Source organism: Arthrobacter sp. NPDC055585 (assembly GCF_053619115.1).
On sequence record NZ_JBSHIT010000005.1, the window covers coordinates 206,439 to 220,600 of the forward strand.

13 protein-coding genes are annotated in these 14,162 nt (G+C 65.9%); 8 read left to right on the forward strand and 5 right to left on the reverse strand.

The features are described from left to right. Positions 1 to 24: 24 nt before the first annotated feature. On the forward strand, positions 25 to 291 hold the full coding sequence (locus tag ACWGQ2_RS10730) for a GlsB/YeaQ/YmgE family stress response membrane protein (RefSeq protein WP_452017052.1): 267 nt from the start codon (positions 25 to 27) through the stop codon (positions 289 to 291). Positions 292 to 434: 143 nt separating this feature from the next. Then, a complete protein-coding gene (locus ACWGQ2_RS10735) occupies positions 435 to 1,181 on the forward strand; it encodes a hypothetical protein (protein ID WP_452017054.1) in 747 nt (248 codons plus the stop codon). Positions 1,182 to 1,206: 25 nt separating this feature from the next. Here ACWGQ2_RS10735 and ACWGQ2_RS10740 read toward each other — a convergent pair whose 3' ends face one another. Further along, positions 1,207 to 2,412 (reverse strand): DUF445 domain-containing protein, encoded by a 1,206-nt coding sequence (locus tag ACWGQ2_RS10740; RefSeq protein WP_452017243.1) that lies wholly within the window; start codon positions 2,410 to 2,412, stop codon positions 1,207 to 1,209. A 244-nt stretch (positions 2,413 to 2,656) separates the two neighbouring features. Between ACWGQ2_RS10740 and ACWGQ2_RS10745 the strand changes: the two genes are divergently transcribed. The 3 genes from ACWGQ2_RS10745 to ACWGQ2_RS10755 are packed head-to-tail and all read left to right on the forward strand — an operon-like array spanning position 2,657 to position 5,810. Beyond that, on the forward strand, positions 2,657 to 3,547 hold the full coding sequence (locus ACWGQ2_RS10745) for a glycerophosphodiester phosphodiesterase (RefSeq protein ID WP_452017056.1): 891 nt from the start codon (positions 2,657 to 2,659) through the stop codon (positions 3,545 to 3,547). Positions 3,548 to 3,561: 14 nt separating this feature from the next. After that, positions 3,562 to 5,415, forward strand: coding sequence for a glycoside hydrolase family 15 protein (locus ACWGQ2_RS10750; protein WP_452017245.1), 1,854 nt, complete (start codon positions 3,562 to 3,564; stop codon positions 5,413 to 5,415). After that, positions 5,412 to 5,810: a hypothetical protein gene (locus ACWGQ2_RS10755; RefSeq protein WP_452017058.1), complete on the forward strand. Its 399-nt coding sequence runs from the start codon at positions 5,412 to 5,414 to the stop codon at positions 5,808 to 5,810. The genes ACWGQ2_RS10750 and ACWGQ2_RS10755 overlap by 4 nt, the downstream gene beginning before the upstream one ends. A 66-nt stretch (positions 5,811 to 5,876) precedes the next feature. Here the strand turns inward: ACWGQ2_RS10755 and ACWGQ2_RS10760 are convergent, their stop codons facing one another. The 4 genes from ACWGQ2_RS10760 to pta form a co-directional block, all read right to left on the reverse strand. Beyond that, entirely contained in the window at positions 5,877 to 7,061 is a 1,185-nt protein-coding gene (locus ACWGQ2_RS10760) for a zinc-dependent alcohol dehydrogenase (RefSeq protein ID WP_452017060.1), read from the reverse strand. 166 nt (positions 7,062 to 7,227) lie between these two features. Further along, positions 7,228 to 7,617, reverse strand: coding sequence for a hypothetical protein (locus ACWGQ2_RS10765; protein ID WP_452017062.1), 390 nt, complete (start codon positions 7,615 to 7,617; stop codon positions 7,228 to 7,230). A gap of 155 nt (positions 7,618 to 7,772) precedes the next feature. Next, positions 7,773 to 8,909, reverse strand: coding sequence for an acetate/propionate family kinase (locus ACWGQ2_RS10770; RefSeq protein WP_452017064.1), 1,137 nt, complete (start codon positions 8,907 to 8,909; stop codon positions 7,773 to 7,775). After that, entirely contained in the window at positions 8,909 to 10,981 is a 2,073-nt protein-coding gene (gene pta / locus ACWGQ2_RS10775; RefSeq protein ID WP_452017066.1) for a phosphate acetyltransferase, read from the reverse strand. The genes ACWGQ2_RS10770 and pta overlap by 1 nt, the downstream gene beginning before the upstream one ends. Before the next feature lie 159 nt (positions 10,982 to 11,140). On the opposite strand from pta, the gene ACWGQ2_RS10780 reads away from it, so the two are divergent. From ACWGQ2_RS10780 to ACWGQ2_RS10790, 3 genes are all read left to right on the forward strand, one after another. Further along, on the forward strand, positions 11,141 to 12,673 hold the full coding sequence (locus ACWGQ2_RS10780) for an amino acid permease (protein ID WP_452017068.1): 1,533 nt from the start codon (positions 11,141 to 11,143) through the stop codon (positions 12,671 to 12,673). 61 nt (positions 12,674 to 12,734) lie between these two features. Then, positions 12,735 to 13,085: a thiamine-binding protein gene (locus ACWGQ2_RS10785; RefSeq protein ID WP_452017070.1), complete on the forward strand. Its 351-nt coding sequence runs from the start codon at positions 12,735 to 12,737 to the stop codon at positions 13,083 to 13,085. Positions 13,086 to 13,159: 74 nt separating this feature from the next. Continuing rightward, positions 13,160 to 14,047 carry a spermidine synthase gene (locus ACWGQ2_RS10790; protein WP_452017072.1) on the forward strand — a complete coding sequence of 296 codons (888 nt, stop codon included), beginning with the start codon at positions 13,160 to 13,162 and terminating at the stop codon, positions 14,045 to 14,047. Positions 14,048 to 14,162: the final 115 nt, after the last annotated feature.

Below are 14,162 nucleotides of genomic sequence, written 5' to 3' on the forward strand. Positions count from 1 at the left end.
TCACACACAGCAAGGAGTATTCACATGGGTATCATTGCTTTCCTTATTCTGGGACTTATTGCAGGCGCCATTGCGAAGGCTCTGCTTCCGGGACGCCAGGGCGGCGGATGGATCATCACCATGGTCCTCGGTGTCGTTGGCGCTCTGCTGGGCGGCTTCATCGGCAATGCCATCTTCGGCATTGGTCTTGAGGAATTCTTCTCGATTCAGACCTGGATCGTGGCCATCCTCGGCTCCATCGTTGTCCTGCTGGTTTACGGCATGATCACCAAGCGCGGTGCCCGCGCCTAGTCGGTCAGCATGCGGGCAGTGCCCGCAGCCAGGAACGGGCCCACGGATGTATTCCGTGGGCCCGTTCCGGTTAACGGCCTCTCGCGTAGGCTGGATGAGCAGACCGCCCGGACCCTGGGTCTGGAACTATGTAAGGAGCATTCATGGGCTTCAAGACCAACAGCGCACTCCGGCTTGCCGGCGGGGCCGTCTTTGACCGTGACGGGCGTCCAAAGACCCACATTGCCCGCGGTATCGAGCGGGCCGTGGAAGTCCAGCGCCCACTGGTCCTGGCCAACATCCGGCGGCTGCAGCGCAAGCATCCGGACGCCTCCGCCGCCGAACTGGTGAAGATTCTTGAGCACCACTACCTTGCGGCAGTCGCCGGCGGGGGCGCCGCTGTCGGCGCCACTGCCATAGTCCCAGCGGTTGGTACCGCGGCGGCCCTGGGGCTTTCCGTGGCAGCCACCGTCGGTTTCCTGGAAGCCACCGCGCTCTACGCACAGTCCGTCGCCGAGCTGCACGGAGTGCGCCTGCAGGACCCGGACCGTTCCCGAACGGTCGTAATGGCCATCATGCTGGGCGAAGAAGGAACAGCAATGATGCAGCAGCTCAGCAAGGGGCAGCCCTGGGGCAGCGCCCTGGGCGGGGCTTCCTCCGGCGTGCTGGGCAGCATTGGCTCGACTATCCGCAAGCAGTTCCTGAAGAAGATGCTCGCCCGCCAGGGATCGGTAATTGTTGGCCGGGCGCTCCCGCTTGGCGTCGGCGCGGTGATCGGCGGCGCCGGCAACTACACCATGGGCCGGTCCGTGATTAAGGCCGCGCACCGCGCGTTCGGCGAAGCACCCGACACCATCCCGGGCGAGCTTGCCGCCGAGATCAAGGATCTCCCGGAGGGCCGCGGCGCCTAAGTCCCGTCCCGCCGGGACGAACCAGCTAGCCGAAGATGGCGTGGGCCACCGAGAAGATGGCCAAGCCGGCGAGCGAACCCACCACGGTGCCGTTGATGCGGATGAACTGCAGGTCCTTTCCGACCTGCAGTTCAATCTTTTCCGAGGTCTCCTCTGCGTCCCAGCGCTCCACGGTTTCGGTGATGACGCCGGCAATGTCCTTGCGGTAGGTCCGCACCAGGTAGCCGGCGGCGTCGCCCACATAGGCGTTGACCTTCGCGGCCAGCTCGGGTTCGGTGACCAGCCGGGTGCCGAAATCCTGCACGGCTGACTTGAAGTTCGCCGTGAGCTCGCTGTCCGGGTCATCCACCGCGTTGGCCAGTGCGCCCTTGATGGTGGCCCAGGTCTGTGCCATGAGTTCCTTCACCCGCGGATCATCAAGGACCTGCTCCTTGATCCGCTCCGCCTTGGCCATCGCGCCGGGGTCGTGCTGCAGGTCGGAGGCGAGTCCGCGGAGATACTCATCCAGGGAGCGGCGCACCTGGTGGTTTGGATCGTCCTGGACGGCGTCAAGGAAGCGGCCCAGCTCGATCTGTACCCGGTCGCCCACCAGGTCATCGAGGAAACTCGGAACCCACGACGGCGACCGCTCGGCCACCAGCCGCGCCACCACCTCGGGATTCTGGTGCACCCAGTCGTTGAGGCTGTCCACCAAGAGGTCGACGAGCTGGTGATGGTGGCCCTCTTCAAACACGCGCTCGGCCATCCGGCCCACCGGAGGGCCCCATGGAACATCCACCACATGCTTCCGGAACATGGATTCCAGGACATCGCGCACGGCTTCATCATCGAGGACCCGGAGGATTCCGCGGATGGCGGCAGCCCCTTCGGTGGCCACCCGCTCGGCACCCTCGGGCCGGGACAGCCAGGCGCCGGCGCGCTGGGCAATGCCGATCGAGTCGAGTTTGGTCTTGACCACCTCGTCGGAGAGGAAGTTGTCCTCCACAAAATCGCCCAGGGTGGCGCCGATCTGGTCCTTGTTCCGCGGGATGATCGCGGTGTGCGGGATCTTCAGGCCCAGCGGATGCTTGAACAGGGCGGTCACAGCGAACCAGTCTGCGAGTGCGCCGACCATGCCGCCCTCTGCCGCCGCACGAACATACTGCAGCCACGGATAACGGTCCTGGAGGGCAAACGCGATGACGAAGATGATGCCCAGAAGTACCAGCAGCCCGGTGGCCACCAGCTTCATCCGGCGCAGGGCCGCGGCCTTCACGGCGTCCTTTTCCAGCAGCGGTGTGCTCACCGGCGCTCCTCCAGTCCCAGCTCGGTTGCGGTACCGGTCTGTCCGGCGCGCGGCAAGCCCGCGCCTGCACCGCACTGCCATCTAATCAGCAGCACGGCTCCGGCGCCACGCTGTCCGGAAGCGACGCCTGCCCCGGCGAACAAGCGCGCTCGCGTACCGTGGAAGTCCGTACCCGAGCGAAAGGCCAAACGTGCAGCCTCAGATCTATGCCCACCGCGGAGCCAGCGGCCAGTACGCGGAGCATACCCGGGCTGCATACCTGCAGGCCCTGGCCGAGGGCGCTGACGGAGTTGAATGCGACGTCCACCTCAGTGCCGACCTGCAGCCCGTGCTGTTGCATGACTCCGTAGTTGACCGGACCTCCAACGCTTCCGGTCCGGTTTCCGGCTACACGCTGGAACAGCTGCGCGAACTGGACTTCAGCAGCTGGAAAGGGACACAGATTCCGGCGGACCGGGGGAGCGCCGCAGAACAGTTCCTCACCCTCGCCGACCTGCTTGACCTGCTCTGCGACGCCGGACGGGACGTGGGCCTGGCCGTGGAGTTCAAGCAGCCCGGTCCGTTTGGACTGCAGCTCGAGAACACGGTCTTGCAGCTCCTCGCCTCCCGGGGCTGGGACGCGGCGACATCCCGTCTGGCCAACGTCCAGGTGAGCTTTATGAGTTTCAGCCCGGAATCGGTTGGCCACCTGCGCCGCACTGTGGAGGCCCAGTTCGTGTGCCAGCTGGTGTCCGACGTCGATGCGGCAGCCATTGCCGAAGCGGAAGCCGTGCTGCCGCCGGGAGCAGACGCCCGGACGGTGCTGGAGGAAGGGCTTGCTGAGGCCCAGGCGCTGCTGGCAGTAGGGACTGCCGGCATTGCGGGTCCGGGAGTCGAATTCCTCTATGCCCACCCGCAGCTGGTCTCGGACTGGGTGCAGGCCGGCCGGACGGTGCGGGCCTGGACGGTGGATGAACCCCGGGATGCGGAGTACGCCTACGGGCTGGGTGTCCGGGAATTCACCACCAACTATCCGGGCCGGATACGCCGTGTCCTTGACGGGCTCACCGAATCCGGGAAAACGGCAGCGCCGCAGCCGTAGGCTCCGGGCGGGGCCTGTGGTTGAGTGGTGCAATGGCCACTCCAATCGAGGACTACGCCCTGATCTCCGACCTCCACACCGGCGCCCTGGTGTCCCGGTCCGGGAGCGTCGACTGGCTGTGCCTTCCCCGGTTCGATTCGCCGTCGGTCTTCGGCGCCCTGCTGGGTACGGAAGAGCACGGCCGCTGGTTGCTGGCCCCGGACCAGCCCGGAGCCAGGGTGCTGCGCCGGAACTACCTTGAGTCCACCTTCATCCTGCAGACCCGCTGGCGCACCGACAGCGGTGAAGTGCTGGTGACCGACTTCATGCCCGTCAAGGACCGGAGAGCCTCCGTGGTCCGCAGGGTCGAGGGTTTGAGCGGCACCGTGCTGATGCGCCAGGAACTTGAAGTCAGATTCAACTACGGCACCACGGTGCCCTGGATGCGGCGGGAGACACACGACGGCAAGGAACGGCTGCTGTGCATTGCCGGTCCCAGCGCCATGGTGCTTACGGGCGGAAACATCCCGCACGGCAGCGACCACCGGCATACCAGTCAGTTCCTGATCCGCGCGGGCGAAACCATGGACCTGGAGCTGACCTGGTACCCCTCCCACCGCGAGACCCCGGAAGAAGCGGACATCGACGAAGCGCTGGCCCGCACCGTTGGGTACTGGCAGGACTGGGCCGGGCTCTGCGTAGACCGGGAACGCTACCGCCTGCCTGTGCGGCGCTCGCTGCTCGTCCTGCGCGCGTTGACGCATGAAGACACCGGCGGGATTGTCGCAGCGCCCACCATGTCCCTGCCGGAGGAATACGGCGGCTCCCGGAACTGGGACTACCGGTACTGCTGGTTGCGGGACGCTGCCCTGACTCTTGAAGCGATGATGACTCACGGGTACGACGACGAAGCCGAGCACTGGCGGAACTGGCTCCTGCGGGCGGTGGCGGGGGATCCGGACGATCTCCAGATCATGTACGCCGTGGACGGGGGACGGGAGCTGCCCGAGAGGATTCTTCCCCAGTTCCCCGGCTACGCGGGGTCACTGCCGGTCCGGCTGGGCAATGGCGCAGTCGAGCAGTACCAGGCCGACGTCGTTGGCACGGTAATGGTGGCACTGGCCCGGATGCGGGACCGGGGAGTGGCTGAGGACAGCTTTTCCTGGCCGCTGCAGCGTGCCCTCCTGGGGTTCCTGGAACGCCATCTTGAGGAGCCGGACCACGGCATCTGGGAGGTGCGCGGCGAGCCGCAGTTCTTTACCCACTCCCGGGTCATGATGTGGGCGGCATTCGACCGCGCAGCCCGGGCAGCGCGGGAAAGCGGCATGGATGGGCCGGTGGAACTGTGGGAGGCGCTCCGCGACGGACTCCGCACCGAAATAATGGACCGCGGCTTTGACGCCGGACGGAATACCTTCGTGCAGTTCTACGGGTCCGCCGAAGCGGATGCCTCCCTGCTCCAGCTGCCGCAGGTTGGTTTCCTGGACTATGACGATCCGCGGATGCTCGGCACCGTGGCGTTCCTGGAGCGGGAGCTGCTCAACGGTCAGGGCCTGCTGCTCCGCTACCGCAGCGGCACAGGTGTGGATGGTCTGGCGCCGGGAGAAAATCCCTTCCTGGCCTGCAGTTTCTGGCTCGCGGAGCAGTACGCCCGCACCGGGCGGCTCGCGGAGGCGATCCGGCTCATGGACCAGCTGGCGGGCTATGCGAATGAGGTTGGGCTGCTGAGTGAGGAATATGACACAGTGAACGGGCGCATGGCCGGGAACTATCCGCAGGCTTTTTCCCACCTGGCACTGGTCCGTGCTGCAGATGCCATCCATGCCGCCGAAGCCGAACAGAGGGTACGGCCCACCCAGCCCGCAGAACCGATGGAAAGCAGCCCATGAACAAACAGACACTCTCCGCCGCCGCGATGGCTGCACTGCTCAGCGCCAGCGCCGTGAACCACTTCCGCAGCCCAGGCTTCTATGCCGGCGTGGTCCCCCGCAGCATTTGCCGGGACAAAGGCGGCCGGTTCGGTGTGCTGACCCGCAGCCAGTGGATCAGTGCCAGCGGGGTTATCGAAGCCGCCGCTGCCGGGGCGCTGCTGCTGCCGGCCACCCGACGTGCCGCAGCAACCGGAACAGCGCTGATGTACGTGGCGTTTATCGCCGGGCACCTCAGCGCCCTTGAGCGGGCTTTCGGAGAGCGCGGCTCGGACCGCGAACGGATGATCCACACCGTGCGCCTGCCCCTGCAGCTTCCGCTGATTCGCTGGGCCTGGAGCCTCCGCAAGGCATAAAGAAGAGCTGTTCCCGCCCAGGAAGCCCGGGCGGGAACAGCTCTTCTTTGCTTACTGGCGCTCCGCCTAATTCAGACCCGGCTGGAAGACCACCTTGATGCAGCCGTCTTCCTTCTTCTGGAACTTCTCGTAGAGTTCCGGTGCTGCTTCCAATCCGGCCCGGTGGGTCACCAGGTCCATGACGCCCAGCGGATCCGCGGAGTCCTCGACCAGCGGCAGCAGGTCATCAATCCAGCGCTTCACGTTGGCCTGGCCCATGCGGAAGTTCAGCTGCTTGTCGAACATGGTCATCAGCGGCATGGGGCTGGCGGTTCCGCCGTAGACACCGCTGAGGGAGATGGTGCCGCCGCGGCGCACCGCGTCGATGGCGCTGTGCAGGACGGACAGCCGGTCCGTTCCGGCGGTTTCCATCGCCTTCTGGGCCAGGGCATCGGGGAGCATTCCCACGGCCGCCTGGGCAAAGGCGCCGACGCCGGAGCCGTGGGCTTCCATGCCGACTGCGTCCACCACCGAGTCAGGTCCGCGCCCGTTGGTCATTTCCCGCAGCTCATCCCCAAGGTCCTTGGAGAAGTCCAGGACTTCGGCCCCGTAGCGGGCAGCGAGTTCCCGGCGTTCAGCCTCCGGTTCAATGCCGATCACGCGGTAGCCGAGATGGGTGCCGATGCGTGCAGCGAACTGGCCCACCGGGCCAAGGCCGTAAACGGCAAGGGTGCCGCCGTCGGGCACGTTGGCGTACTGCACGCCCTGCCAGGCGGTGGGCAGGATGTCGGAGAGGAACAGGTACTTGTCATCCGGGCCTTCGGAGCTGACCTTGATGGGGCCGTAGTCCGCGTGCGGAACGCGGAGGTACTCGGCCTGGCCGCCGGGAACGGAGCCGTACAGCTCGGAGTAGCCAAACAGTGCCGCACCTGAACCCTTTTCCCGGACCTGGGTGACCTCGCACTGGGTCTGCAGCCCCTGGCGGCACATAAAGCACTCGCCGCAGGCGATCTGGAAGGGAATCACCACACGGTCGCCGCGCTTGAGGTTGGTGACGGCGCTGCCGACCTCTTCCACGATGCCCATTGGCTCATGGCCCACGATGTCCCCGGCGTTCATGTACGGGCCAAGGACTTCATAGAGGTGCAGGTCCGAGCCGCACAGCGCGGTGGAGGTGATGCGGATGATCGCGTCCGTAGGCTGCTGGATTACCGGATCGGGGACCTCTTCGACGCTGACCTTCCGCTTGCCCTGCCACGTGACTGCCTTCATGCTGACCTCCTGCTCGATGCTGCGGGATAAGTTGCTCTCATCCTGCCAAATTTATAAGGCTGCTGACAATTATCCGGCGTGGCGAAGGTGAGGAGGGGCCCGCGGGTCCGGGAACGGCAGGAGGCGGAGCAGCTCAGCAGATGCGGGGCCGCGGCTAGGTTAACGGCTACCCCGGGCGGCGGAAGACGGAGGTGCTGCGCTGCAGGAACGCCATCTCAAAAGCGAGTTCGTTGTCCAGCGGGTCCGGGTGCTGCGGCACCGGCGGAAGGCAGACGGGCATCCGCGGGGGAATCTGCACGGAGACCGTAGTAAGTCCGCCGGCCAGTGGCTGCGGCGGAATCTCTTCAGCCCGCGCCAGGAGCTCATCCAGGGCCAGGGCATCCAGATGCTGGGCGCGGGAAAGATTCACCACCACATGGGCGCCAAGGAGGGCGGTGTGCCGGAGGATGCCTACCAGATCCGCGCAGTTCTCCGGAACCAGGCAGCCGCGCACTTCGATGCACGCCGATGACGTTTTAGTGTCGATTCGTACCAGTACCCGCAGGGTGTGCTCCATGCCAACTCCACGCACGAGAATAATCTGCGGCCTCTGCTTGACCTGACCTGCAATATAGCAACGCCCGAAGCATGCTGTCGCATTGGATCGGGTGCAGGCGGGGGATTGGCCAAGTACCCGCCGGTAGGGTTGCGCCGCGCCGGGGCCCGTGGTTCCTATCCGCGCCCGGAGGCCAGCACGGTATGCACCGTCGCCTCGGCGATTGCTTCCTCTTCGTCGGTGGGGACCACCAGTACCTCGATCGCTGAATCCGGAGCGCTGATCCGACGGACGTCCTTCGAGCGCACCGCGTTGGCCTCTGGATCCAGCCGCACGTTGAGCGCTGAGAGCAAATCCGCAACCTGCTCCCGGAACTCACTGGCGTTCTCGCCAATCCCCGCAGTGAACACGATTGCCTTCGCCCCGCCCACGGCCACGTGATAGGCGCCGATGTACTTGGCGAGCCGGTACGCGGCTATCTCCAGGGCCAGCCGTGCCTGCTCGTTTCCGGCGTCGGCATCCTCCTCGACCTCGCGCATGTCCGCTGCCCCGCCCAGGGCCAGCAGGCCGGATTCCCGGTTCAGCAGGTTGTCGAGGTCATCCGGGCCGTAACCCTCGCGGCCCAGGAAAACCAGGATGGACGGATCAATGTCTCCTGAGCGGGTCCCCATGACCAGCCCGGCCATTGGTGTGAAGCCCATGGAGGTGTCGATGCTCCGGCCGTCCTGAATAGCCGTCACAGAGGCGCCGTTGCCCAGGTGGGCGATCACGGCGTCGAACTTTTCAACCGGAACTCCCAGGAAGTCCGCGGCCAGGCCACTCACGTAATCACAGCTGGTGCCGTGGAACCCGTAGCGGCGGATTCCGTACCGGCGGTACAGGGACTGCGGAATGGCATAGCGCCAGGCGCGCTGCGGGAGGGTGCGGTGGAAGGCGGTGTCGAAGACGGCCACCTGAGGGATGTCCGGATACAGGTCCGCCACTGCCCGGATGCCCATGGCGCTGGCCGGATTGTGCAGCGGCGCCAGGGGGCTGAGCCGTTCGATGGCGCGCGTGATTTCATTGTCCACCAGCACCGGCTCGCTGAAGCGCTCGCCGCCGTGGACAACCCGGTGCCCGACGGCGTCAATGGACTTGCCGTCCAGCGCCTCGGTAACCTGCCGCCGCAGCAGTACCAGGGCCTCATGGTGGTCCGGGACATCCGGGCCGCCAATCCGGTCGATCAGGCCCTTTGCCAGGACCTCATGCGTGTCGGTATCCCGCACCTGGTACTTCAGGGACGAGGAACCGGAATTGACCACGAGTACCAGCATTAGTCCTCCTGCGCTTGAACGGCAGTGATGGCCACGGTGTTGACGATGTCATCAACGGTGCAGCCCCGGGATAGGTCGTTGACCGGTTTGCGCAGGCCCTGCAGGATCGGGCCCACGGCCACGGCGCCGGCGGACTGCTGCACGGCCTTGTAGGTGTTGTTACCGGTGTTCAGGTCCGGGAAGATGAACACCGTCGCCTGCCCGGCTACCGAGGATCCGGGTGCCTTGGACGCCGCCACGGAGGCATCCACGGCCGCGTCGTACTGGATGGGTCCCTCGACCGGAAGATCCGGCTGGGTGCTGCGGACCAATGCGGTTGCTTCACGGACCTTTTCCACAGAGTCGCCCTTGCCGGAGGCCCCTGTGGAGTAGGAGAGCATGGCAACCCTGGGGGTGATGCCGAACTGCTCGGCCGTGGCGGCGGAAGCCAGGGCAATGTCTGCCAGCTGGCCGGCGTCCGGCTCCGGGTTTACAGCGCAGTCGCCGTACACCAGCACCCTGTCCTGGAGCAGCATCAGGAACACGGAGGAAACTATCTGCACGTTCTCCCGGGTCCGGATGAACTCCAGCGCGGGGCGGATGGTGTTTGCGGTGGTGTGTGCCGCGCCGGAGACCATGCCGTCCACCCTGCCCAGTTTCACCATCATGGTGCCGAAATATGCCCCCTGGAGCATACGTTCGTTCGCCTCGTCCAGGGTGACGCCCTTCTTGGCGCGCAGCTGCTGGTACTCCCGCGCGAAGTCGTCCCGCATGCCGCTCGTGGCGGGGTTGATGACCGTGATGCCGCTGAGGTCAATGCCCTCGCTGGCCGCCAGCTCCCGGACTTGGTCCGCCGGACCCAGGAGCGTCAGGGCGCAGACGTCCCGGCGTCGGAGGATTTCCGCGGCACGCAGGATCCGCACGTCCAGGCCCTCGGGCAGCACAATGTGCCGGCGGTTGGTCCGGGCCCGGACAATCAGTTCGTTCAGGAAGCGCAGCGGCGTTGTCTTTTCGGGGCGGGGAAGCTCGAGGCGCTCAAGCAGTTCGTTTTCATCCACGTAGCGGGACCAGACGCCAAGCGCCGCAGCGACCTTCCGCGGCTGGCCGGTGGCGATTTCGCCCCGGACGTTGCTCACATCCCGCGCCGCGGCATAGGTGTCGGAGTCCACTGCGAAGACCGGGAAGGGGGCCTGGGCCAGGAGCGCCAGGATTCCGGCTTCCAGAGGCAGGCCGCCGGTGAGGATCATCCCGCTGGGCACCGGGAACTCGGAGGAGAAGGAAGATGCCAGGGCTGCCACCATCACGTCCGCCCGGTCGCCGGGGGCAATCACCAGCGAACCGTCCGCCAGCTGGCCGATGAAATTCCCCACCGTCATTGCCGCCACCTTCACCCCGGTGACGTCGCGTTCCAGGGACCGGCTGCCGGCAATGTGCCGGGCGGCAAGTGCCTTCGCGACTTCGGAGACGGACGGCTGGGAGATCTCATTCAGTTCCGGCAGCACGTAGACCGGCCGGTGCGAGGCCCCGGGCCGGACGTGGGCCCGCAGCTCATCGACGGCCTCCTCTTCGGCCCGGTTCACCATGACCGCCAGCAGATCGCATTTGGCAGCGGCGAGTTCGCGGCGGGAGACATCGACGGCGTCGGCTACTTCCTCCACGCCCATCTCACGGGCGTTGACGACGGCCACCACCATGGCCCCCAGATTGTTCGCCAGACGCGCATTGAGATCGAACTCCAGTGCGACGTCGTGCCCGGAAAGATCTGTTCCCTCCACAATCACCACGTCGCAGTTCGCAGCGATTTCGCTGTAGACGGCCAGGCACCGCGCATCCACTTCCCCGCGTTCGCCGGCCACCAGCAGGGCCCGCAGTTCTGCCCGGGTCAGGCCGCCGCGGCAGTTTGAATTGCTGAGATCAAAGCGGCGCTGCATCAGCCGGACCATCGGATCATTTTCCCGGTCCGTGCCTTCGACGATTGGCCGGAAGAAACCGATCCGGTCTGCATGCCGCTGGAGCATATCCGCCAGTCCGAGGCTGATTAGGGACTTGCCGGATCCCGGAGTCATGGCGCTTACATAGATTCCGCGGGCCATGGGATGTCCGTTCTCTAGGAAGGCGCCCGCACCGCACACACGGGCCACTTCCATACTTGCAAAGCCGACTGCACTTAGCTAGCAGGCTGTGTTTACACTTGTACCGCCGGCCTTCTAATGACCGGTCCTGCAAGCCCCCCACAGCAAGGACCCCAGCAAGTGAGCCTGTTCCGTACCAAGCCGATTGAGCAATCTCTGGCAGATGCCGATGAGGAGGGGCGGCGCCTGAAACGGTCGCTGACCACCTGGGATCTGATGATCATGGGTGTTGCAGTGGCCGTGGGCGCCGGTATTTTCTCCGTGGGTGCCAAGGCAGCCGCTGAGTTCTCCGGACCGGCCGTCACGCTGTCCTTCATTCTTGCTGCGGTCACCTGCGCGCTGGCCATCATGTGCTACGCGGAATTCGCCACGGCGATCCCGGTTGCAGGCTCTGCCTACGTCTTCACCTACGCCACCATGGGTGAGCTGATCGCCTGGATCATCGGCTGGAACCTCATCCTGGAACTCTTCACCGCAGCCGCCGTGATCGCCAAGTACTGGGGCATCTACCTCAGCGAAGTCTTCGGACTGATCGGCTGGGACATTCCGCCAACCATTTCCCTCGGCCCGGTGGACATGACCTGGGGCCCGTTCCTGATCGTGGCCCTCTTCACCGTGCTGCTGGTCATGGGAACCAAGCTCTCCGCCCGCGTGGGCAACGTCTTCACCCTGATCAAGATCGGTGTGGTGCTGTTCGTGATCGTGGTCGGGTTCTTCTACATCGACTTTGAGAACTACACGCCGTTCATCCCGGACCCGGTATCAACCGCATCCGCCGGCAGTGAAGGCGTGATGGCACAGTCACTCTTCTCGTTTATGACCGGAGCCGCACCGGCCCAGTACGGCGTGCTGGGTGTCTTCGCCGGCGCAGCCGTGGTGTTCTTCGCGTTTATTGGTTTCGACGTCGTCGCCACCTCCGCTGAAGAGGTCAAGAACCCGGGGCGCACCCTGCCCCGCGGCATCTTCGCCGGCCTGGCCGTGGTGACCGCCCTGTACATCGGCGTCTCGCTGGCACTGACCGGCATGGTTTCCTACACCGAGCTGGCCTCCGTGGAATCACCGAACCTGGCCACAGCCTTCAGCCTGGTGGGCAACACCGGGGCCGCGCAGGTCATCGCCATCGGCTCGCTGATCGGTCTCACCACCGTGATCATGGTGCTGCTGATGGGCCTGGCCCGCGTGGTGCTGGCCATGTCCCGCGACGGTCTGCTGCCCCGCGCACTGTCCCGCACCAGCTCCAAGCACGCCACCCCGGCCCGGCTGCAGATCCTCTGCGGTGTCCTGGTGGCCCTGGTTGCCGGTTTCACCCAGGTGGACCTGCTGGAAGAAATGATCAACATCGGCACGCTCTCCGCGTTCGTCGTCGTCAGCGCAGGCGTGCTGGTGCTGCGCCGCAAGCGTCCGGACCTCAAGCCGGCGTTCCGGGTGCCGTTCGGCCCGGTGCTTCCGGTGCTCTCCGCCCTGCTGTGCCTGTACCTGATGACCAACCTGTCCGTTGAAACGTGGATCTACTTCATGTTCTGGCTGGCTCTCGGCTTCCTGCTGTACTTCATCTACGGACGCCGCCGGTCCCGGCTGAACCCGAAGAACACCCAGCCGCTGCCGGCGGCGGGGGCCACCGCAGTGACGCCGGAGGCTGACCCGCAGCCGTAGTTCTGTTGCGCCGGGCGACGCAACGGTTCAGGTTCCCCGCCTCCGGTGGCAGACTGGGCCCATGCTTGTAGCCTTCTCAGTTGCCCCGTCCGGCGTAGGTCCCGAAACAGCGTCCGGCGGTCCTTCCGCTGACGCGTCAGTGCACGACGCCGTTGCCGCCGCCGTCAAGATCGTCCGCCAGTCCGGCCTGCCGAACCGCACCGACGCCATGTTCACCACCATTGAGGGTGAATGGGACGAAGTGATGGACGTTATCCGCCGTGCCACCGAGGCCGTGGGCCGGTACGGAAGCCGGGTATCCCTGGTGCTCAAGGCGGATATCCGCCCCGGCCATACCGGGGAACTGACCGGTAAGGTCGAGCGCCTGGAGCAGATACTGGCAGCGGAGGATGAATACCGGGGCCACTCCTAGGCAGAACGCGCAGGCTCCGGCGAAGCCTAAGCTGGAACCATGAGCTCTACCCACGTTCCCCCGGCAGATTCCTGATGGGCCGTCAGCGTCCCGGCAAGGGCGCTCCCGAAGAAGCCCCCGCCGGCGGCAGCGGACCTGTGGCTGGCCGCTATGAGATCGACACTGGAACCTGCGAACTGCTGCCGGACCAGTTCTCCTCCTCCGGCTGGCTGCTGAAGATCAACGGCGTGCATTCCTCGCACATCGACCTCGCCGACCCGCGCGAACTCGATTTCGAGTACATGCGCTGGATCGCAGCGCTCGTTGAGTCCATATTCCCGGCGGACGCCCGCCTGCGGGCACTGCACCTGGGTGGGGGAGCCTGCTCCATGGCCCGCTACTTCGCGGACGTTTATCCCAACGCGCGGCAGGTCGTCGTCGAACTGGACGGGAAACTTGCCGAACTGGTGCGGGGCTGGTTCGACCTGCCCCGCGCCCCGCTCATGCGGCTGCGCGTTGGCGAAGCCCGGGAGGTCACCGAGTCCCTCAGCGAGGACAGCCGGGACCTGATCATCCGCGACGTCTTCGCCGGAGACAAGACCCCGGCCCCGCTGACCTCAGCGGAGTTCCTGGCGCACGCCAAGCGCGTGCTGGCAGCTGACGGACTGTATGTGGTCAACTGCGGAGACTCCCCGGATCTGAAGACGGCCCGCCGGGAAGCAGCCACGATTGCTGAATCCTTCCGTCACACCGCCATCATTGCAGACCCCGCGATGCTCAAGGGCAGGCGCTACGGAAACATCATCATCGCCGGTTCCGATATCCCCTTCGCCGAGGACGCCTCGCTGCCGCGCACCCTGCTGGGCGGCGCGCTGCCGGCCCAGCTCTGGGACGATGCAAAGGTCCGGGCATTCGGGCGGGGATCCCAGGTGATCCACGACGCCGAGACAGCGGGAGTAACCGCGGAAAAGGCCAGACCGTAAAAGGGAAGTGGCCCCCCCCGCCGGGGGGGGGCCGGGCCCGGTGGAGCGGCGGGGGTAATGGGTTTTAGGCCCCCCGCCGCCGCGGTAGGGCCGCCCCCCAAAAAAGACGCCCAAA